The organism is Streptomyces composti (genome assembly GCF_012034205.1).
Classification (GTDB): domain Bacteria; phylum Actinomycetota; class Actinomycetes; order Streptomycetales; family Streptomycetaceae; genus Streptomyces; species Streptomyces composti.
Window position 1 is genome coordinate 52,713 of the sequence record NZ_JAATEM010000036.1, and the last position, 20,901, is coordinate 73,613.

Sequence of the window (20,901 nt, forward strand, 5' to 3'; positions counted from 1 at the left end):
GGGACGATCACCTCTCGTACGGCGGATCGTTGATATAGAGACATAAGCTCATCTCAACCACCGTTCCCGACACCCGCCTACGACGAGGAAGGCACGGCCGCCGCACGTGAGGGACACGAAAGAGAGCCGGCTGCTCCTGGTGCTGCTGATCGCCATCGCGTTCGCTTTGATCACGGTGGACATCCGCGGCGGAGAGGATTCGCCGGTCGACGGTGCCCGGCAGGCCGCCGCATCCGTCTTCGGCCCCATCGAGAACGGGGTGTCCAGCGCGGTCGATCCCATCGGCAACGCCGTCTCCGCCGTCCGCGAGTCCGGTGACCGGCACGACCGGCTCGCCGAACTGGAGCGGGAGAACGCCGCCCTCAAGGCCGAGCTCGGCAGCGACGACCGCGACCGCAGCCGCCTCAAGCAGCTCGACAAGCTCCTCGGGGTCGCCGGCAAGGGCCAGTACGGCATCAAGGGCGCCCAGGTCATCGCCATCGGCGCGGCCCAGGGCTTCTCCTGGACCATCACCATCGACGTCGGCGCCGGCGACGGCATCGAACGCGACATGACCGTGATCAACGGCGACGGACTCGTCGGCCGGGTCACCACCGTCGGCCCCAGCACCTCCACCGTGCTGCTCGCCAGCGACCCCGACTTCACCGTCGGCACCCGCATGGAGGGCAGCGACGAACTCGGCTTCGCCTCAGGACAGGGCGACCGTCCGCTGCGCGTCGAACTGCTCAACGGCAAGGCCGAGGTCAAGAAGGGCGACCGCCTGGTCACCTTCGGCTCGCAGGCCGACAAGCCGTTCGTGCCCGGGGTGCCCGTCGGCGTCGTCTCCCGCGTCGACCCCTCCGGCGGCGACCTGACCCGCACCCTCTACGTCACCCCGTACGTCAGCTTCAGCAAGCTCGACGTCGTCGGGGTCGTCGTCCAGGCGCCCGAGAAGGACCCGCGCGACACGGTGCTGCCCGAGAAGCCCAAGCCGACGCCCACGCCGACCGTGACGGTGACCGTCACCCCGTCCGCCCCCGCCGACGACCAGTACCAACCCGAGCAGTAGGAGCTGCACATGCGCGTCAACCGGATCCTGCTGTCCAGCTCGCTGATCGTCGTCGCCCTGGTCGTGCAGGTCACCGTGCTCGCCCGGCTCCACCTCCCGGGCGCCGTGCCGGACCTGCTGCTGCTCACCGTCCTCGGTCTCGCCCTGGTCTACGGCCACGTCGGCGGTGCCCTGATCGGCTTCTTCGCCGGGCTCCTCGCCGACCTCGCCCCGCCCGCCGACCACGCCGCCGGCCGCTACGCCCTCGTGCTGTGCGTCATCGGCTACCTCGCCGGGCTCGTCAAGCCCGAGACCGGCCAGGTGAAGTCCGCCTCGGGACCGATGGCCGTGGTGGTCGCCGCCGCGCTCGGCTCCACCCTGCTCTACGCCGGTGTCGGTGCCCTGGTCGGCGACACCGCCGCCCGCCATGTGGGCCTCGGCAGCCTGCTGTTCACCGCCGCCCTCTACGACCTGCTGCTCGCGCCGTTCGTGGTCCCCGGCGTCATGGCACTCGCCCGCCGCGCCGAGAACGACCCCCTCGCCGACACCAGCTCCACCAAGGCCGGCGACATCTCCTCCGGCTGGCTGGCCGGCGGCACCGGGCTGCGCATCGGCGGCCAGCGCGGCAACGGCGGCCTGCGGGCCAGGGCCGCCCGGGCCCGGGTCGCCCGCGCCGGACGCATCAAGGGGGTCAAGCGCCTGTGACCTCGGCGAAGTTCACCCGGACGTGTGAGCGGGGCTGGAACCCGGCCGGGCGGCCGGGCCGTTCATCACTCGTACGCGGCCGCTCACGCGTGCGAACCCAGCCGCAGGACGGGCGGGCCGCGGTGGCACGAGCGACCAGGACGTCGAGAGGGGGAGGAACCAGGTGACCAACATTCCCGAGACCGGCCGCAGCCCACGCGTGCAGATCCGGCTCATCGTCATCCAGGTCCTCGTCCTCTCCCTCCTCGGCACCCTCGGCGGCCGGCTGTGGTACCTCCAGATCCGCGAGGGCGACCAGTACGCCAAGGAGGCCTCCGGCAACCACGTCCAGCAGGTCGTCCAGCCCGCCGTGCGCGGCTCCATCCTCGACGCCCGCGGAGTGCCCCTCGCGGACAACGAGACCCGGCTCGTCGTCTCCGCCTCCCGCACCGAGCTGATGAAGATGAAGGACGACGGCAAGGCGGTCCTCACCAAGCTCGCCAAGGTCCTCGGCATGACCCCCAAGGAGGTCATGGAGAAAGTCCGGCTGTGCGACGCCAAGACCCCCCAGCCCTGCTGGAACGGCTCGCCCTACCAGCCCATCCCCATCACCGACGAGGCCACCCCCAAGCAGGCCCTGCAGATCCGCGAACGCGCCGAGGACTTCCCCGGCATCACCGCCGAACCGCAGGCCGTGCGCCGCTACCCGGCACCCGGCAAGGCCAACACCGCCCAGGTCCTCGGCTACCTCTCGCCCGTCACCGACGAGGAGATCAAGGAGGCCCAGGACACCGACTCGCCCTACCTGCGCTCCGACATGGTCGGCCGCTCCGGGCTCGAGCGGCAGTACGACAAGCAGCTGCGCGGCAAGGCCGGCGTCACCCGCTACGAGGTCGACAACCTCGGCCGCGTCCTCGGCAAGGCCCAGTCCGACCCGGCCGAGCCCGGCGCCAACCTCGTCACCAGCATCGACGCCCGCGTCCAGCGCGTCGCCGAGTACCAGCTCGACTGGGCGATGAAGGAAGCGCGCAAGGTCCACGACCGCAACACCGGCACCAACTACAAGGCCGACTCCGGTGCCGTCGTGGTGATGGAGGCCAAGACCGGCCGCATCGTCGCCATGGCGTCCAACCCGGCCTACGACCCCAACGTCTGGGTCGGCGGCATCTCCTCCAAGGACTACGCCAAGCTCACCGGCAAGAAGAGCAACTACCCGCTGCTCAACCGCGCCATCCAGGGCCAGTCCGCCCCCGGCTCCGTCTTCAAGGTCATCCCGACCGCCGCGGCCATCCGGGCCGGCTACTCCTTCGAGGGCCCCTACAACTGCTCCAGCTCGTACTCCATCGGCGGCCAGGTCTTCAAGAACTTCGAGTCCCAGAACCACGGCCCGATCAGCCTCGGCCGCGCCCTCGAGGTCTCCTGCGACACCGTCTTCTACCGCCTCTCCCACGAGGAGTGGAAGCGCGACGGCGGCAACAAGCCCAAGAAGAACCCCAACGACTGGTTCTACAAGACCGCGCACGATTTCGGCCTCGGCCAGAAGACCGGCATCGACCTGCCCAACGAGGTCAGCGGCCGCGTCCCCGACCGCCAGTGGAAGAAGGACTACTGGAAGGCCAACAAGGACGCCTGGTGCAAGACCGGCAAGAAGAACGGCAGCTACGCCGAGCGCATCGCCTACGAGAACTGCCTCGAGGGCAACAGGCTGCGCGCCGGTGACTCCGTCAACTACTCCATCGGCCAGGGCGACACCCTCGTCACCCCCATCCAGATGGCCACCATCTACGCCGCCCTCTCCAACGGCGGCACGCTGTACGACCCCACCATCGGCAAGGCCGTCATCAGCCCCGACGGCAGGACCGTCACCGAGATCAAGCCCAAGGCGCACGGCAAGCTCCCGGTGTCCAAGAAGACCCTCAAGGCCATCGACGGCGCCCTCGAGGGCGTCGCCACCCGCGGTACGGCCGCCTGGCGCTTCGGCGGCTGGCCGCAGGACAAGATCCCGATGCACGCCAAGACCGGTACGGCCGAGGTCTACGGCAAGCAGACCACCTCCTGGTTCACCACCTACACCGAGGACTACGCGGTCGTCATGACGATCTCCCAGGGTGGTACCGGCTCCGGCGCCTCGGGCCCCGCCGTGCGCAACATCTACAACGCGCTCTACGGCGTCACCGAGGACGGCAAGATCGACAAGAAGAAGGCACTGCTGCCCGAGCCGCAGAAGAGCCTGCCCAAGGTCAAGGCGGACGGCACCATCAAGTCCCCCAAGATCCCCAAGGACCCCGCCAAGACGGCCCAGCCGTCCCCCGACGCCTCGGCCGACCCGCCCGCGGACGACCAGGGCGACCCCGCCGACCAGCAGGGGGCCACCGTCCCCTCACCCGAGGCCGGCAACCGCGACACCCGCCGCCGGCGGCGCCGTGGCGGCGGCCGCCCGCGTCGCGCCGCACGCAGGCCCCGCACCACCGCCACCCGGAGGGCCGTCACATGACCGGCGGAGTCAACAGCTTCCAGGTCTCCGGCTACGGGCCCAAGCGCTCCGGCTGGACCCGGCTCCTCGCCCGTGACTCCCTGGTCCGGCGCCTCGACTGGCCGATACTGCTCTCCGCGCTCGTCCTGTCGCTGCTCGGCTCCCTGCTGGTCTACTCGGCCACCCGCAACCGCACCGAGCTCAACCAGGGCGACCCGTACTACTTCCTCGTACGGCACCTGCTGAACACCGGCATCGGAGTGGCCCTGATGATCGGGGCGCTCTGGCTCGGCCACCGCGCCCTGCGCACCGCCGTGCCCGTCCTCTACGGCGCGTCCGTCTTCCTCATCCTGCTGGTGCTCACCCCGCTGGGCTCCACCATCAACGGCGCCCACTCCTGGATCAAGCTGCCCGGCGGCTTCTCCCTCCAGCCCTCGGAGTTCGTGAAGCTCACGATCATCCTGGGCATGGCGATGCTGCTCGCCACCCGCGTCGACGCCGGCGACAGGCAGTACCCCGACCACCGCACGGTCCTGCAGGCCCTCGGCCTCGCCGTCGTGCCCATGATCATCGTCATGCTGATGCCCGACCTCGGCACCGTCATGGTGATGGCCGTCATCGTGCTCGGCGTGCTGCTCGCCTCCGGCGCCTCCAACCGCTGGGTCTTCGGCCTGATCAGCGCCGGAGCCGTCGGCGCGGTCACCGTCTGGCAGCTCGGCATTCTCGACGACTACCAGATCAACCGGTTCGCCGCCTTCGCCAACCCCGAGCTCGACCCGGCCGGCGTCGGCTACAACACCAACCAGGCCCGCATCGCCATCGGCTCCGGCGGACTCACCGGCGCAGGCCTCTTCAACGGCCACCAGACCACCGGCCAGTTCGTCCCCGAGCAGCAGACCGACTTCGTCTTCACCGTCGCCGGTGAGGAACTCGGCTTCGTCGGCGGCGGACTGATCCTCCTGCTGCTCGGCATCATCCTGTGGCGCGCCTGCCGCATCGCCCGCGACACCCCCGACCTGTACAGCACGATCGTCGCCGCCGGCATCGTCGCCTGGTTCGCCTTCCAGACGTTCGAGAACATCGGCATGACCCTCGGCATCATGCCCGTCACCGGTCTGCCCCTGCCGTTCGTCTCCTACGGCGGCACCTCGATGTTCGCCGTCTGGATGGCCGTCGGACTGCTGCAGTCCATCCGCCTGCAGAGACCCCTCTCCGCCTAGGGCCCGTCTGCCGGATCGTGCCGGTTCGTGCCCCGGTACGGGGAGGCAGGGGGAACGCTCCCCCTGCCGCTCCGTACCCGGGCCGACTAAATTCGGTGCATGGCGGACACCAAGCGTGAGATCGAGCGGAAGTACGAGATCCAGGACACCGCACTGCCCGAGCTCGGCGGCATCCCGGGCGTCGCCTCCGTCCACGACAAGGGCGTCACCCACCTCGACGCCACCTACTACGACACCGCCGACCAACGCCTCAGCTCCGCCTCCCTCACTCTGCGCCGCCGCACCGGCGGCACCGACGAGGGCTGGCACCTGAAGTTCCCGGTCGCCCCCGGAGTGCGCGACGAGGTCCGCGCCCCGCTCTCCGACGAACTCCCCGAGGGCCTCGCCCGGCTCGTCCGCTCCCGCGTACGCCACCACGAGCTGCGGCCCGTGATCCGGCTGCGCTCCGACCGCGACGTACGCCACCTTCTCGATCCCTCGGGACGGCTCCTCGCCGAGGTCAGCCTCGACCGCGTCCACGCCGAACGCCTCACCGGTGACGGCGGCACCGCCCGATGGACCGAGATCGAGGTCGAGCTCGCCGACGAGGGTGACCCCGCCTTCCTCGACACGGTCGAGGACCACCTGCGCAAGGCCGGCGCCACACCCTCGGCCTCCGCTTCCAAGCTCGCCCGGGCCCTGGCCGAGACCGCCCCCGCCGGCTCCCCGGCCGCAGCCGCCACCCGGGCACCCGCATCGCCCGCCGCCCCCGCCACCACCTCCGCTCCCGCCCCGGCCTCCGCTCCCGCCACCGCCCCCGAACGCAAGAAGCGCAAGCAGCCGGAGGCCGGCGCGCCCGTCACCGCCGGCGACCACGTCCTCGCCTACATCCGCGAACAGCGCGACGCCCTCGTCGACCTCGACCCGGCCGTCCGCCAGGACGTCCCCGACTCCGTGCACCGCATGCGCGTCGCCACCCGCCGGCTGCGCAGCACCTTCCGCTCCTTCCGCAGCGTCCTGGACCGCGAGGTCACCGACCCCATCGCCGCCGACCTGAAGTGGCTCGCCGCTGAACTGGGCCTCGACCGCGACCAGGAGGTCATCGCCGAGCGTCTGCGCACCGCCCTCGACGAGCTGCCCGGCACCCTCGTCCACGGCCCCGTCCGCGAGCGGATCGCCGCCTGGTCCGAGGCCGGCCACAGCGGGGCCCACGGCCACGTGACCGCCATCCTCGACTCCCGCCGCTACCTCACCCTCCTCGACACCCTCGACGCCCTGCTCACCGACCCGCCGCTGCGCAAGAAGGCCGCCGCAGAGCCGGGCAAGGTGCTGGCCGCCGCCGTCCGCAAGGACCTCGACAAGCTCTCCGCGCTGATCGACCGGGCCGTCGACCTGCCGCCGGGACCCGACCGCGACACCGCACTGCACGAGGCCCGCAAGAAGACCAAGCGCACCCGCTACGCGGCCGAGGCCGCCGCCCCCGCCCTCGGCACCCCGGCGACCGGCCTGGTCAAGGCGATGAAGTCCCTCCAGACCCTGCTGGGCGACCACCAGGACAGCGTCATGGCCCGCCGCGCCCTCACCGAACTCGCCGCCGTCGCCCACGCGGCCGGCGAGAGCACCTTCACCTACGGCCTCCTCTACGGCCGCGAGGAGCGGCGCGCGGAGATCGCGGAGACCGAGCTGCCGCGGATGTGGGAGTCCATGCGGACGTCGCTGGGCAAAGCGGTCGACCGGATGGGCAAGTAGCCCCGGCACGCGGACCCCGGCGCCCTCGCCGCCCGAACCGCCGGCCGGCCTGCCCTTGCGCTGGAACCCGGGCTCGCGCGACTGCCCTCCCCGACCGTGCGCTCTTGGTCCGTGCGGGGGACCCCCGGGTCCGCGTTAGGCTTGATGGTCACCCGTCCCCAGCCGCCGGCCGGGGCCCGCCCCCCAGCACACGAAGGTCAGCGAGATGCCTGCCGAAGCCGCCGAGTCTGTGAAGTCTGTGTTTCCGCAGCTCGAAGCTCTCCTCCCGCATGTGCAGAAGCCCATCCAGTACGTCGGCGGAGAACTGAACTCCACGGTCAAGGACTGGGACAGCTGCGACGTCCGGTGGGCGCTGATGTACCCCGACGCCTACGAGGTCGGTCTGCCCAACCAGGGCGTCATGATCCTCTACGAGGTGCTCAACGAGCAGGAGGGCGTCCTCGCCGAGCGCACCTACAGCGTGTGGCCCGACCTCGAGGCGCTGATGCGCGAGCACGGCGTCCCGCAGTTCACCGTCGACAGCCACCGCCCGGTCAGCGCCTTCGACGTGCTCGGCCTGAGCTTCTCCACCGAGCTCGGCTACACCAACATGCTCACGGCCCTGGACCTGTCCGGCATCCCCCTGGAGTCCAAGGACCGCACCCTCGACGACCCGATCGTCATGGCCGGCGGCCACGCGGCCTTCAACCCCGAGCCCATCGCCGACTTCATCGACTGCGCGGTGATCGGCGACGGTGAGCAGGCCGTGCTGGAGATCACACAGATCATCCGCGCCTGGAAGGAGGAGGGCCGCCCCGGCGGACGCGAGGAACTCCTCCTGCGCCTGGCCAGGACCGGCGGCGTCTACGTCCCCGGCTTCTACGACGTCGAGTACCTCCCCGACGGCCGGATCGCCCGTGTGGTGCCCAACCGCAGCGGCGTGCCGTGGCGGGTGGCCAAGCACACCGTCATGGACCTCGACGAGTGGCCCTACCCCAAGCAGCCCCTCGTCCCGCTCGCCGAGACCGTCCACGAGCGCATGTCCGTGGAGATCTTCCGCGGCTGCACCCGCGGCTGCCGCTTCTGCCAGGCCGGCATGATCACTCGCCCGGTGCGGGAGCGCTCCATCACCGGCATCGGCGAGATGGTCGACAAGGGCCTGAAGGCGACCGGCTTCGAGGAGGTCGGCCTGCTCTCCCTCTCCTCCGCGGACCACTCGGAGATCGGCGACATCGCCAAGGGCCTCGCCGACCGCTACGAGGACGACAAGATCGGCCTCTCCCTGCCCTCCACCCGGGTCGACGCCTTCAACATCGACCTGGCGAACGAGCTGACCCGCAACGGCCGCCGTTCCGGCCTCACCTTCGCCCCCGAGGGCGGCTCGGAGCGCATCCGCAAGGTCATCAACAAGATGGTCTCGGAGGAGGACCTGATCCGCACCGTCGCCACCGCCTACGGCAACGGCTGGCGCCAGGTGAAGCTGTACTTCATGTGCGGCCTGCCCACCGAGACCGACGAGGACGTCCTGCAGATCGCCGACATGGCCACGCGCGTGATCCAGAAGGGCCGTGAGGTCTCCGGCTCCAACGACATCCGCTGCACGGTCTCCATCGGCGGCTTCGTCCCCAAGCCGCACACCCCCTTCCAGTGGGCGCCCCAGCTCTCCGCCGAGGAGACCGACGCCCGGCTGGCCAAGCTCCGCGACAAGATCCGCGGCGACAAGAAGTACGGCCGCTCCATCGGCTTCCGCTACCACGACGGCAAGCCCGGCATCGTCGAGGGCCTGCTCTCCCGGGGCGACCGCCGCATCGGTGCCGTCATCCGCGCGGTCTACGAGGACGGCGGCCGCTTCGACGGCTGGCGCGAGCACTTCTCCTACGACCGCTGGATGCAGTGCGCGGAGAAGGCGCTCGCCCCCTACGGCGTGGACGTCGACTGGTACACCACCCGCGAGCGCACCTATGAGGAGGTGCTCCCCTGGGACCACCTCGACTCCGGCCTCGACAAGGACTGGCTCTGGGAGGACTGGCAGGACGCCCTCGACGAGACCGAGGTCGAGGACTGCCGCTGGAGCCCCTGCTTCGACTGCGGCGTCTGCCCGCAGATGGACACGTCCATCCAGATCGGCCCCACCGGCAAGAAGCTGCTGCCGCTGACGGTCAAGAACTCGGCGCCGACGTCCAGCGGGCCCGGACACTGAGGTGCATGAGGCACTCAATCGGGTGATCGATGCCCTGGCGGGGGCGAGTGAGGACGAGGTGGCCGCTGCGTTGGCTGCTGTCGGGGCTTCGGGCCGTCGGCAGCCTCGGCCGCAGGAAGGGCCTCGGACCCTTCTGCCAGGCCCGGGAGGCCCCGCGGGCATCCACTCCAGAGGTGGAGTGGGTGTAGGGGCCTCTCGTCCGCCAGAGCAGCAGCTGGGCTGGTGTCGACGCCAGCCCAGGGGAGCTGGATGCGTGGGGACCGCGTGGCCTGTGTTGCGTCTCTTCCACGCTGAATCGAGACTGCGTTACAACCCTGTCTGCGATTTCAAGGCGGCTCGCTCCGCTCCCCGCGCGCGGTCCTCCCCCCGGCCGGGCCTGCGCTCCTGTTAATTTCAAGCAGATCCCTTGAATTTGGATCGCGCAATCGAATTGAGTTGACTCGGGAATTCTCCCAGTGCGGAGTTGAGGGCGTCCATGTCGGCAGAACGAGTCACCCCTCTTCCGTGCTGCTCTGAATTCGCAACTTACTAGTCGGGGCAGTGAACCACGCGCTCCTTACCAAGGGGGCCAACGAGACAGGCGCCGGCACCGACCACCCGCTCACGACCTGGCACGACATCGACACCGCACCTGCCGCCCAACACGTCCGCACCCTCATGCGAACCTGCTGGCGCCTCGGCGGACTCCCCGAGTTCGAACCCCTCCACCTGCGCGCCTGGGCTCACACCCTCGGCTACCGGGGCCACATCCTCACCAAGTCCCGGGCGTATTCGACGACCTACGCGGCACTGCGCGCCGAACGTGCCGCTCATGTGGGCCACAGTGACATGCCAGACGGCAGCTCCGCTCTGATCACCGATCGCCACTGGCGCTACGTCGGGTGCGGGCATACCCCCGGTGCGGCGCTCATCGCCGCCGGTATCGCCGACGACATCACGGAGTCTCGACGGCTCGCAGCTGAGGCTCAACGTGAGGGGGAGTGGTGCCGATAGCCGTGCCTCCTGAACGTGAGCCGTGGCAGTCCGGGCGCCTGTTGCATCTACGGGAGGAAGACGACAAGGCTCCGCCTCTGATCGAAAGCGAGATCGTGATCGTTGACGATGAGGGCAAAGAAGAACCGTTCGACCCCGCGTCATGGTTCCCGTGAGGTGAGAAGCCGCCTCCCAGAGGTCTCGGGTGCAGCAGTGCTCGTATCTCGACTGCCCAGCGCTAGTTGAATTCAGGATAGATCTCGCGGATTTGAGCGCTCTTTGAGGTAAGCAGATTTCAGCATCCCTTGAGGGAATCCGCTGCCTCGCGGGTTCTGACCCTGGGTGTCAACCAAGCTTCTCGATCACGTGCTTGCGAGATCTCATCGCCTTCATAAGATCATCATGCGCGAAGCCGGGGACGTGTTCCTTACAGGCACTGGAGCTCGCGCAGACCACTAACTACAAAGGAATGACGATGCGCGAACTGCGTAACCGTCGTAGGTGGGGAACATGGGCCGGGGCGGCCATTTCTGCGACGGCATTGGTAGTAACGCTGACGCCTTCTGTCAGCGCAGCAGAGAACCCGACTACGTGGCACTCTGCCGCGACTGCCGCGCTCCTGAAGAGGGTTAGCAGCGGAACCGGGACTGCTACGGACGGACGCTGTGAAGCGGAATCCGGAGCTAGCAAAGATTGTGCGTGACCCGAGCCGCACGGAAACGACGGTCGAGGAGGCCATCATCAATGATGACGGCAAGGCCGTCGGGGCTGACGGAAAGCCGCTGACCGCAAAGCAGTTGGCGGATATCATGCCGCCCGCCGGCGCAACTCTGAGCAAGCCGGACGAAGAAACCATCACGCCCGAGGAGACTGAGGCTGACGGGAGCAAGGGCGCTACATTCGCCGCGGCTGCCGTCAAGGGTGGCAAGTGGAAGATGACGCACGTCACCCACACTCACCGCAGCTACTTAGGCTCGGTCATCTTCAAGTACCACACGTACGCCGAGTTCAACTACGGAAGCGGTAAAGTTCGTGCCTGGGGGTCCCGCTACGACAACTTCACGAATGAGCAGGATGTCGTGGACGTGGACAACAGGCTCCTCACAAACGCAAAGTCGAGGGTGCCCGCGTCCTCGGCCACTTCCATGATGAAGCGTAAGGTCCAGCTGTGCGTAGCCAAATACGGTTGCTACGCCACCCTCTACCCATGGGCCAGGACCAAGGTCTACGGTAGCGGGAAGACGAAGTACGATGGCAGCGGTGCCTAGCTAGGAGCTACCATGAAGCCTCTAATTGGAAAGATGGCCCTCATTTTTGCCGTCTTCTTGGCCCTGCTGCTGATCCTGGGATAAGGGTTCGGTCAAGTTGAGATCATGATCTGGCTTGCGGCGCTCGTCGGATCGCTTTCGTTTGTCGTTTGGCGGCACCGAGCCAAGCAAAACGCCTGATCTCGTCGCGGAGGCTGCGCTGTCGCGCTTTGGTAGCGTGCCCCTCATGATGAATATTGATGGGTGCAATGCGTAACCGTCGTAGGTGGGGAACGGTGGCTGTACGGCCATTGCTGCGGCGGCGCTGATGGTGACGCTGACGCCTTCTGCGAGCGCGACAGACGGCTTGTCGACGGGGGACGCTAGCGTGACTGCTGCTCTTCTGGAAGGGGTTGGCGAAGGGGGCGGCACCGCTGCGGAGATGGAGGCCGTGCGGAAGAACCCGGAGCCGGCGAGGATCGTTCCTGATCCGAATCGCACAGAGACGGGGGTTGAGGAGGCCGGCAGCGGCGTATAGCCAGGAGCTACTATGAAGCCTCTCATCGGAAAGATGACGCTGACTTTTGCCGTCTTTCTGGTCCTGCTGCTTGTTCTGGGATAAAGCTTCGGTCCGATGGAGATCATGCTCTGGTTCGCGGCTCTCGTTGTGTCGCTTTCACTCGGTGTCTGGCGGCACCGAGCGAAGCGAAGTGCATAGGTCCCACAGCTGAATGCGCCGGTTGTGGTGCGGCGCTGGTCGGTCCGTAGAGGCCGGCGGTGGCGCCCGTTGTCAGCAGGTGCCACCGCCGGCTGGAATGCTTCGCCGGAGCCGTCCTCCTTCAATGTCAAACGGCGTCGAGGTGGCGTAGCGCCTGGCCACGGGAGCCGGCCGTCGGATCAATGGCGGTGCGGGCGACCCCATCGCCTGTGCGGCCGTCCGGCACTCACCCGTGGGCGTGTGGGTCGAAGCCTTCCGGGGCCTTGTCGAGGAAGGCGGTGACGGTGGTGATGCGGCCGTCGGGGGCGAAGGCCAGGACGTCGGTGCCGGTGGCGAACTCCTCTCCGTGGACGTCGATCCGCCAGAGCAGGCGGGCCCGGTCGTGGTGGATCTCGGGCTCCCGGCGTGCCCGGAACTCGGCGGACTCCATGTGCTGGAAGAACTGGTCACGGAAGTCGGCCAGGGCCTGGTGTCCGCTGAGGTCGCCGATGGGGGCGCAGTAGCGGATGCCGGGGGCGAAGAGGGCGGACGCGGTGGTGTCGTCCGCCCCGGCAGCGGGGGTGTTCCAGAAGCGCAGGTAGCGGTCGAGGGTCTCCCTGTGCGGGTCGGTGGTGGCCGGTTCGCGGGTGTCGGTCTGCGACATGGTGGACGCTCCTTCGAGGGCCTGCGGTGCGCGGTCGGTCCGCGCACGGGTCCGCTGCAACCGAGCCTGCGGCGGGGTGCGGCGCGCTGTCGATGACCTCCGAGGTCATTGCCGTCCCGCGGCGGGGGAGCGAGGCTCGGGGCATGGCCACCACCACGGAACCGGTCGGAGTGCTCGTACGGCGCTGGCGGGAGCGCCGGCACCGGTCGCAGCTGGACGTCGCCCTCGCCGCGAATCTGTCGACCCGGCATCTGAGCTGCATCGAGACCGGGCGCGCCGTTCCGAGCCGGAGCATGATCGAGCGTCTCTGCGACGAGCTGGAGGTGCCGCTGCGGGAGCGCAACGTGCTGCATCTCGCCGCGGGCTTCGCTCCGTTCCATCCCGAGCGGGCCCTCACCGACCTGGGCGCGGCCCGGGACGCCGTGGAGGCGGTGCTCACCGGGCATGAGCCGAGCCCGGCGCTGGCGGTGAACGTGCGGTGGGAGCTGCTGACCGCGAACCGGTCGGCGACGGCCTTCTTCGCGGGGCTGCCGAAGGCGTTGCTCACCCCGCCGGTCAACGTGCTGCGGGCGACCCTGCATCCGGACGGACTGGCGCGGCGGATCCGCAATCTCGAGCGGTGGCGGGCGCAGGTGCTGCGCCGGGTCCGCAGACAGCTCGCCCGCACGGCGGCCGAGGGACTGGCGGAGCTGCTGGAGGAGCTGGAGTCCTACCCGGTGTCCGCCGATGGCGGCGGGGAGAACGGGCAGGGGGGTCAGCGGGGGCAGGACGACATCGCCGTGCCGCTGCTGCTGTCCTCGGAGCACGGGGATCTCGCGTTCCTCTACACCACGACGGTGTTCGGCTCACCCAGGGACGTGACGCTGGACGAGATCGCGGTGGAGACCTTCTTCCCGGCCGATGCCGCGACGGCCGAGGTGCTCAGGGGGATGGCCGACGGCCACGCCGTGACACCGTGACCCTGCCGCGCAGCTGCCGCGATCTTGGTTACGATTCTGTGAGGACCTGCGAGACGGGGGATCCGGGCGGGGCCGGCGGGCGTCCTCGGCGGTATGGAACTGGAGAAGTCCGGCGGCCGGGCGGCCGGCGGGGCCGCCGGCGGCGGGGAGGGGTGTCTCGTCACGGCGATCCGTCTTCCGGTGCGGATCGTGGTGCTGGTCCTCGTCGTGCCCGTGCGGATGCTGTGGGACGCGCTGGTGGTGAGCGGGCGGTGGCTGGACGAGGCGCTGCTCCGGCCGGTCGGGCGGGGTCTGCTGTGGCTGGCGCGGGCGGTGTTCGTCTGGCCGCTGGTGGGGCTGTGGCGGTATCTGCTCGCCCCACTCGGGCAGCTGGCGCTGTGGCTGGGGAAGGTGCTGATCGTCGCGCCCGCGGCGTGGCTGTACCGGTGGGTGCTGACGCCGGTGGGGCGTGGGGTGGTGTGGCTGGTGCGCGGGATCGGCACCGTGCTCGCTGCCGTCGGGGCGGGGGTGTATGCCGTCCTCGCCTGGCTGGTGCGGTATCTGGTGGTCGTGCCGGCGGTGTGGGTGTACCGGTGGGTGCTGACGCCGGTGGGGCGTGGGGTGGTGTGGCTGGTGCGCGGGATCGGCACCGTGCTCGCTGCCGTCGGGGCGGGGGTGTATGCCGTCCTCGCCTGGCTGGTGCGGTATCTGGTGGTCGTGCCGGCGGCGTGGCTGTACCGGTGGGTGCTCACGCCGGCCGGGCATGCGATCGCCTGGTGTGCCCGGGGCGTGGCGTGGGCGGTCGCCATGGTGGTCCGCGGTGTCGGCACGGCGCTGTACTGGATCACGCGGGTGCTGTTCGTGCTGCCGGCGCTCGCCGTGTGGCGGTGGCTGCTGGTGCCGGCCGGGCGCGCGGTGATGTGGCTGCTGCGCGGTGTGGGCACCGTGCTCACCGTGATCGGGCGGGAGATAGGGGACGCGCTCGGGCACGCCTGGCGGGTCGCCGCGCACATCTCGCTCGTCGTCGGACGGTTCCTCGCGACCCTCTTCCGGTGGATCTTCGTGGAGCCGGTGCGATGGGTGTACCGCAGTGTGCTGACGCCGGTCGGGCACGCCGTGCGCGACGCGGTGCTGCGGCCCGCGGCCCGTGCGGCGCGCAGCGTGGGGCGGGCCACGCGGCAGGCGCTGGCCTCCGCCCGCGAGTCCGTGCGGCAGGCCCGCGCCGACTTCCGCCGGATGCTCTTCGGTGAGCCCCGAAAGCCCCAGCTCACGGACCGCGGGGAACCTCCCGCGCGGCGGGCACGTACTCTTGGTGGCAGGACGACCGCTCTCACGAAGGACTGAACGACACTGGGCAAGCGACAGCCCGTAGGCCCGCCGCCCGCACCCGCGGTGCAGCGCATCCGACTGCGCTACACCAAGCGCGGCCGCCTCCGGTTCACCAGCCACCGTGACTTCCAGCGCGCCTTCGAGCGTGCGCTGCGCCGTGCCGAGGTGCCGATGGCGTACTCGGCGGGGTTCACGCCGCACCCGAAGGTGTCGTACGCCAATGCCGCACCCACCGGCACGGGCAGTGAGGCGGAGTACCTGGAGATCGCCCTGACCGAGCCGCGCGACCCCGAGCGGCTCCGGATCCTCCTCGACGAGTCGCTGCCCGCCGGGCTCGACATCGTCGAGGCGGTCGAGGCCCGCACCTCGGGACTCGCCGACCGGCTCACGGCCTCCGTGTGGGAGCTGCGCCTCGACGGCGTCGATCCCGGGGAGGCCCGCCGCGCGGTGGACGCCTTCCAGGCGGCCGAGACCGTCGAGGTCCAGCGGCTCACCAAGAACGGCGTGCGAACCTTCGACGCCCGTTCCGCGGTCGCCGGTCTGGAATGCGTGGAGACGCACTCCGCGGACTCCTCGCAGGCTGATAGGCCGAGCGACCAGCCCTGTGCGATACTGCGGCTGGTTGTTCGGCACGTGACGCCTGCCGTACGACCCGACGACGTCCTGTCCGGTCTTCGCGCCGTGGCCGACCTGGCGCCGCCGGTCCCCGCAGCGGTGACCAGGCTGGCGCAGGGGCTGTTCGATGAAGAGACCGGCACGGTGACCGACCCGCTCGCGCCCGACCGCGAGGCAGTGACGGCCCGCTCGACGGCCGGTCCCACTGCCACCGCGACGGCGCCGGCGTAAGGACGGTTCCGCGAAGGGACGCACGTCGTAGCGCCGCCCTCGAACTCGGGAGCCACCTGGGTCGGGCAGCGCACCGACCAGAAGACTTTCGCCAGGCCGTACGCATTCGGCGTACGGAACCGGCGAGACAGGACACAGAGAGCTCCCGAGCGGCGCCCGCGCCCCGGACGGCGGCACCGCGCAACGCGCGAGCCGCGGACGTCACCGGCTGTTGGCCGGACCAGGTGCGGCGCCCGGGAGCCTGACGGGAGAAACGCCCGCATGCTCGAACCGACCGAGCCCACCCAGGGCTCCGAATCCAACACTCCCAGCGACACCCTGCCGCCCCGTAGGCGCCGGCGTGCCGCTTCCCGCCCGGCGGGACCGCCCGCCGGTACCTCCGAGACGGCCGAGGTGGTCACTCCGGCCATACCGCCCGCCGATCCCGCCGCCGACCCCACTACCGGCCCCGGCGAGCCCAAGGCTTCCGAGGCACGGAGCAGCGTCAAGGACAACGAGGCGAACGAGGCGAACGAGGCAGGCGCGGCGGGCAAGGAGACGGCCGCGGACGCGCAGGTGGAGGCGGCTCCGCGCCGCCGTCGCCGGGTGGTCCGGCGCGCCTCCGCACCCGCCGGTGCCCCTGCGTCCGCCGAGGTGGCCGAGACCGTCGTTCCGGCCGCCCCCGCAGCGACCGACGAGCCGGCGGCTGCGAACGACGAGGCGAGCGAGCTCGAAGAGGGCGAGGAGAGCGAGGAGACCGCCGAGGCGGCCGAGACGGCCGAGACGGCCGAGTCCTCCGCGTCCTCCGAGGCCGACCGCAGCGCCGAGAGCACCGAGACCCCCGCGTCCGCGGAGGAGGCCGCGCCGCGCCGCGCCCGCCGCCGGGTGACGCGGAGGGTGACCACGCCGCAGGCGGCGGCGACCGGGGCGGCGGAGGCCGCCGGGGCCGCACAGTCCGCCGAGCCGGCCCGGGCGGCCGAGCCCGCCGAGGAAGCGAAGCCCGCCGAGGCAGAGGAAGTCGCCGTGGCCGCAGAGACCGGCGAGTCCGCCGGCACCCCCGAGAACGCCGCACACGCCGAGAACGCCGAGGACACAGCTCCTCGCCGGACGCGCCGCCGGTCCTCCCGCCGCACCTCCGCCCCCGCCGCCGAGGAGGCCAGGGCCTCCGAGAGCGCCGAAGAGGCCACCGAGGGCGGCGAAGCCTCCGGGCAGAGCGCCGCCGCGCCGGTCTCCCAGCCCGCCGCCGAGGCCGCCGAAGCCTCCGGGACCGGCGACGACGCCCCCCGCAAGCGCCGCCGGGTCGTCCGCAAGCCCCCGGCCGGGTTCGCCGCTCCGGCGCAGCCCGCCCCCGCCACCGTTCCCGCCGCCGGGTCCGAGGACTCCGGCAGCGGCAGCAGGCCGCCGCGGCGCCCCGTGCAGCCCCCGGTCGCGGTGTTCCAGCCGCCGGTGTTCACCGAGCCCAAGTTCCAGACCCCGGAGCGGGCCGCGGCCGAGGCGGCCGCCGAGGCCGCGGGCGCGGACGAGCCCGAGGAGATCGAGGAGTTCCCGGAGGAGCGGCCCGCCGGTTCGCGCCGCAGGCGGCGTCGCCGGGGCGGTTCCGAGGAGCCCGAGGCCGCACCGGCCGCCGAGACGGCGGAGACGGCGGAGACGGAGGAGGCCGAGGAGTCCGCCGAGGACCACGCGGACACCGAGGACCACGACGACAGCGAGACCGGCGGTTCGCGCCGTCGCCGTCGCCGCGGCGGCCGTCGCCGCAGGCGGGGCGAGTCCGCCGACGGCGACAGCGGCGAGACCGGCGAGAGCGGGGGCACCGACACCGAGCGGGTCGCCGCCGAGCAGGCCGCCCAGGACGCCGAGGACGCCGCCGAGCAGGCGGAGGAGGACGCCGAGGCGTCCGCCGAGAAGGCCGAGAAGGCGGAGAGCGGCGAGAAGGGCGAGGAGAGCGCCGAGAGCCGCGAGGAGCGGGAGGGCGCCGCCGCCCAGACCGGATCCAGCAGCAGCCGTCGCCGTCGCCGCCGTCGTCGCCGGGCCGGAGACGCCACCGTCGAGACCGAGCCGTCCGCGGACGACCCGGAGCGCACGGTCGTCAAGGTCCGTGAGCCGCGCCCGAAGCCCGAACCGTCCGACGAGGTGCAGTCCATCAAGGGCTCGACCCGTCTGGAGGCGAAGAAGCAGCGCCGCCGCGAGGGCCGCGAGCAGGGCCGCCGCCGGGTGCCGATCATCACCGAGGCGGAGTTCCTGGCCCGCCGCGAGGCCGTCGAGCGCGTCATGGTGGTGCGGCAGCACGGCGACCGCACCCAGATCGGTGTCCTCGAGGACAACGTGCTCGTCGAGCACTACGTCAACAAGGAGCAGGCGGTCTCGTACGTCGGGAACGTCTACCTCGGCAAGGTGCAGAACGTGCTGCCGTCGATGGAGGCCGCCTTCATCGACATCGGCAAGGGCCGCAACGCCGTGCTCTACGCCGGTGAGGTCAACTTCGAGGCGCTCGGCATGGCCAACGGGCCGCGCCGCATCGAGTCCGCGCTGAAGTCCGGCCAGTCGGTGCTCGTCCAGGTGACGAAGGACCCGATCGGGCACAAGGGCGCGCGTCTGACCAGCCAGGTCTCCCTCCCTGGGCGCTACCTCGTGTATGTGCCCGAGGGGTCGATGACCGGCATCAGCCGCAAGCTGCCCGACACCGAGCGGGCCCGGCTGAAGACCATCCTCAAGAAGATCGTCCCCGAGGACGCGGGCGTCATCGTGCGCACCGCCGCCGAGGGCGCGAGCGAGGAGGAGCTGCGCCGGGACGTCGAGCGGCTGCAGGCGCAGTGGGAGGACATCCAGAAGAAGGCCAAGAGCGGCAACGCCCCGACGCTGCTGTACGGCGAGCCCGACATGACCGTCCGGGTCGTGCGGGACATCTTCAACGAGGACTTCTCCAAGGTCATCGTCAGCGGCGACGAGGCGTGGGAGACCATCCACGGCTACGTCTCGCACGTGGCTCCGGACCTGGTCGACCGGCTGCAGAAGTGGACCAGCGACGTCGACGTCTTCGCCACGTACCGGATCGACGAGCAGCTCGCCAAGGCGCTGGACCGCAAGGTCTGGCTGCCGAGCGGCGGCTCGCTGGTGATCGACCGGACCGAGGCGATGGTCGTCATCGACGTCAACACCGGCAAGTTCACCGGCCAGGGCGGCAACCTCGAGGAGACGGTCACCAGGAACAACCTGGAGGCGGCCGAGGAGATCGTGCGCCAGCTGCGGCTGCGCGACCTCGGCGGCATCATCGTGATCGACTTCATCGACATGGTGCTGGAGTCCAACCGGGACCTGGTGCTGCGCCGCCTCCTGGAGTGCCTGGGCCGGGACCGCACCAAGCACCAGGTCGCCGAGGTGACCTCGCTGGGCCTGGTGCAGATGACCCGCAAGCGGGTCGGCCAGGGCCTGCTGGAGTCGTTCTCGGAGACCTGCGTCCACTGCAACGGCCGCGGTGTCATCGTCCACCTCGACCAGCCGGCCGGGACCGGTGGCGGCGGCAAGCGCCGCAAGCGTGCCCGCGCCGGGGCCGCCGAGCAGCCGGCCGAGGCGGCCGTGGCCGTGGAGACGGCCGAGCAGGAGGCGGACCAGGAGTCGGAGGCCGAGGTCGCCGCCGAGGTCGCCGAGCCCGCCGCGCTCCCGGAGCCCGCCTTCACCCCGGACGAGGAGCTGTACAGCAGCGCCGCCGAGGCGGAGGCGGCGGCCGGCCGCGGACGCGGCCGTCGCCGGGCGAGCCGCCGTGCCTCCGCGCCCGCCGGCGCGCCCAAGGCCGACGAGGCCAAGGGCAAGGCGAAGGACAAGGCCAGGAAGGACAAGGCCCGCCAGGAGGAGGTCCGCCAGGAGGAGACCGGCGCCGCCGAGGCGCCGACGGCTCAGGACGTGACGCCCGCCGAGGAGGCGGAGCGCCCCGTGCAGCCCGAGCCGGCCGCCGAGGCGCTGGCCGAGCCGGCCGCCGTGGAGGACGCGGTGGTGGGCGCTCCGGAGGAGGCCAAGGCCCCGGCGGCCGAGGAGGCCGCTCCCAAGGGCCGTACGCGTCGCCGGGTCACCCGCAAGGTGACCGCGCCCGCCGGTTCCCCGGCGGGAGCCGAGCCCGCGGTGGTGACCGTCGCCGAGCCCGCGGCGGCCAGCGCCCCGGCGCCCGAGGCGGCGCAGCCGGAGGAGACTCCGGCGGCGGCCGAGGCGCCCGAGCCCGCCGCTCCGGCCCGTCCGCGCCGCCGTGCGGTGCGCAAGCCGACCACGCCCACCGCGTCCGAGGAGGCGGCCGTGGTCGTCCTTCCGGCCGCCCCTGCCGAGGAGCCGGCCCCCGCCGGCGCGACCGGGAAGGCCGCCGGGCAGCCCGCCGGGGCCCCGGCCGAGGCGTCTGCCGAGGCGGGCGCGGAGGGCGGCCCCGAGGCGGGAGCCGAGGAGGAGGCCGCGCCGGCCAAGAAGACCGCCCGCAAGGCGGCCAAGAAGGCCACGGCGAAGAAGGCCGCGACGAAGAAGACGGCGGCCAAGAAGACCGCCGCCAAGAAGACGACGGCCAAGAAGGCGGCGAAGACCACCAAGTCGGCCGCGAAGAAGACGACGTCGAAGAAGACCGCGGCCGCCTCCCAGCAGCCGCCGTCGTCCTCGGTCACGGCCGTGACCGAAGAGGACTGAGCGGGCGTCTACCCTGTGTGGTCCTGTCCCCCGTGGACAGGACCACACCCTTTTCGCCCGCACGGCGGCCGGCCGTGCGGCACCCGCCCGCACCCACCGTGCGCACCGCCGAGACAGATCCCCCCGACATCCCCCGGCTCGGCGGAACCCGGGGAACGTAAGGAGAAAGACCGCGATGATAGGCCTCGTGCTCGCGGCCGGCGCCGGACGGCGTCTGCGCCCCTACACCGACACCCTGCCCAAGGCGCTGGTGCCGGTCGGA

The 20,901-nt window shown here is 71.1% G+C and carries 15 protein-coding genes; 13 read left to right on the top strand and 2 right to left on the bottom strand.

Annotated elements, in window-relative coordinates; translation table 11 throughout:
• The first annotated feature begins 106 nt into the window (after positions 1-106).
• The 8 genes from mreC to HCJ93_RS25480 all read left to right on the top strand — a co-directional run bounded on the left by mreC (position 107) and on the right by HCJ93_RS25480 (position 11,551).
• Positions 107-1,048 carry a rod shape-determining protein MreC gene (mreC, locus tag HCJ93_RS25445; RefSeq protein WP_167998149.1) on the top strand — a complete coding sequence of 314 codons (942 nt, stop codon included), beginning with the start codon at positions 107-109 and terminating at the stop codon, positions 1,046-1,048.
• Between the two features lie 9 nt (positions 1,049-1,057).
• Positions 1,058-1,732 (top strand): rod shape-determining protein MreD, encoded by a 675-nt coding sequence (gene mreD, locus HCJ93_RS25450; RefSeq protein WP_167998150.1) that lies wholly within the window; start codon positions 1,058-1,060, stop codon positions 1,730-1,732.
• Positions 1,733-1,895: 163 nt separating this feature from the next.
• Positions 1,896-4,205, top strand: coding sequence for a penicillin-binding protein 2 (gene mrdA / locus HCJ93_RS25455; protein WP_167998151.1), 2,310 nt, complete (start codon positions 1,896-1,898; stop codon positions 4,203-4,205).
• The gene (rodA, locus tag HCJ93_RS25460) at positions 4,202-5,404 is read left to right on the top strand and encodes a rod shape-determining protein RodA (RefSeq protein ID WP_167998152.1); all 1,203 of its coding nucleotides are present in this window, start codon (positions 4,202-4,204) and stop codon (positions 5,402-5,404) included. The genes mrdA and rodA overlap by 4 nt, the downstream gene beginning before the upstream one ends.
• A gap of 99 nt (positions 5,405-5,503) precedes the next feature.
• A complete protein-coding gene (locus tag HCJ93_RS25465) occupies positions 5,504-7,132 on the top strand; it encodes a CYTH and CHAD domain-containing protein (protein WP_167998153.1) in 1,629 nt (542 codons plus the stop codon).
• A gap of 205 nt (positions 7,133-7,337) precedes the next feature.
• On the top strand, positions 7,338-9,311 hold the full coding sequence (locus HCJ93_RS25470; RefSeq protein WP_167998154.1) for a TIGR03960 family B12-binding radical SAM protein: 1,974 nt from the start codon (positions 7,338-7,340) through the stop codon (positions 9,309-9,311).
• Positions 9,312-9,851: 540 nt separating this feature from the next.
• Positions 9,852-10,304: a replication initiator gene (locus HCJ93_RS25475; protein WP_240967854.1), complete on the top strand. Its 453-nt coding sequence runs from the start codon at positions 9,852-9,854 to the stop codon at positions 10,302-10,304.
• A gap of 644 nt (positions 10,305-10,948) precedes the next feature.
• On the top strand, positions 10,949-11,551 hold the full coding sequence (locus tag HCJ93_RS25480) for a hypothetical protein (protein WP_167998155.1): 603 nt from the start codon (positions 10,949-10,951) through the stop codon (positions 11,549-11,551).
• Positions 11,552-11,572: 21 nt separating this feature from the next.
• On the opposite strand, the gene HCJ93_RS25485 is transcribed toward HCJ93_RS25480, so the two are convergent.
• Positions 11,573-12,175: a hypothetical protein gene (locus HCJ93_RS25485; protein WP_167998156.1), complete on the bottom strand. Its 603-nt coding sequence runs from the start codon at positions 12,173-12,175 to the stop codon at positions 11,573-11,575.
• A gap of 299 nt (positions 12,176-12,474) precedes the next feature.
• Positions 12,475-12,891, bottom strand: a complete 417-nt coding sequence (locus HCJ93_RS25490; protein ID WP_167998157.1) for a nuclear transport factor 2 family protein — start codon at positions 12,889-12,891, stop codon at positions 12,475-12,477.
• Positions 12,892-13,034: 143 nt separating this feature from the next.
• Here HCJ93_RS25490 and HCJ93_RS25495 point away from each other — a divergent pair, with 143 nt between their 5' ends.
• From HCJ93_RS25495 to HCJ93_RS25515, 5 genes are all read left to right on the top strand, one after another.
• Positions 13,035-13,850 (top strand): helix-turn-helix domain-containing protein, encoded by an 816-nt coding sequence (locus tag HCJ93_RS25495; protein ID WP_167998158.1) that lies wholly within the window; start codon positions 13,035-13,037, stop codon positions 13,848-13,850.
• A 93-nt stretch (positions 13,851-13,943) separates the two neighbouring features.
• Entirely contained in the window at positions 13,944-15,173 is a 1,230-nt protein-coding gene (locus HCJ93_RS25500) for a hypothetical protein (RefSeq protein ID WP_167998159.1), read from the top strand.
• 48 nt (positions 15,174-15,221) lie between these two features.
• On the top strand, positions 15,222-16,004 hold the full coding sequence (locus HCJ93_RS25505) for a TIGR03936 family radical SAM-associated protein (protein WP_167998160.1): 783 nt from the start codon (positions 15,222-15,224) through the stop codon (positions 16,002-16,004).
• A 261-nt stretch (positions 16,005-16,265) separates the two neighbouring features.
• Positions 16,266-20,639 carry an Rne/Rng family ribonuclease gene (locus HCJ93_RS25510; RefSeq protein ID WP_167998161.1) on the top strand — a complete coding sequence of 1,458 codons (4,374 nt, stop codon included), beginning with the start codon at positions 16,266-16,268 and terminating at the stop codon, positions 20,637-20,639.
• 175 nt (positions 20,640-20,814) lie between these two features.
• The coding region (locus HCJ93_RS25515; protein ID WP_277350681.1) for a sugar phosphate nucleotidyltransferase at positions 20,815-20,901 on the top strand (87 nt) is incomplete at its 3' end.

Excerpts from the sequence above, each read along its gene's own strand:
- HCJ93_RS25465 (WP_167998153.1), top strand. The coding sequence starts at position 5,504 with ATGGCGGACACCAAGCGTGAGATCGAGCGGAAGTACGAGATCCAGGAC.
- HCJ93_RS25490 (WP_167998157.1), bottom strand. The coding sequence starts at position 12,891 with ATGTCGCAGACCGACACCCGCGAACCGGCCACCACCGACCCGCACAGG.
- mreD (WP_167998150.1), top strand. The coding sequence starts at position 1,058 with ATGCGCGTCAACCGGATCCTGCTGTCCAGCTCGCTGATCGTCGTCGCC.
- rodA (WP_167998152.1), top strand. The coding sequence starts at position 4,202 with ATGACCGGCGGAGTCAACAGCTTCCAGGTCTCCGGCTACGGGCCCAAG.
- HCJ93_RS25495 (WP_167998158.1), top strand. The coding sequence starts at position 13,035 with ATGGCCACCACCACGGAACCGGTCGGAGTGCTCGTACGGCGCTGGCGG.
- HCJ93_RS25500 (WP_167998159.1), top strand. The coding sequence starts at position 13,944 with ATGGAACTGGAGAAGTCCGGCGGCCGGGCGGCCGGCGGGGCCGCCGGC.
- HCJ93_RS25510 (WP_167998161.1), top strand. The coding sequence starts at position 16,266 with ATGCTCGAACCGACCGAGCCCACCCAGGGCTCCGAATCCAACACTCCC.
- HCJ93_RS25470 (WP_167998154.1), top strand. The coding sequence starts at position 7,338 with ATGCCTGCCGAAGCCGCCGAGTCTGTGAAGTCTGTGTTTCCGCAGCTC.
- HCJ93_RS25485 (WP_167998156.1), bottom strand. The coding sequence starts at position 12,175 with ATGATCTCCATCGGACCGAAGCTTTATCCCAGAACAAGCAGCAGGACC.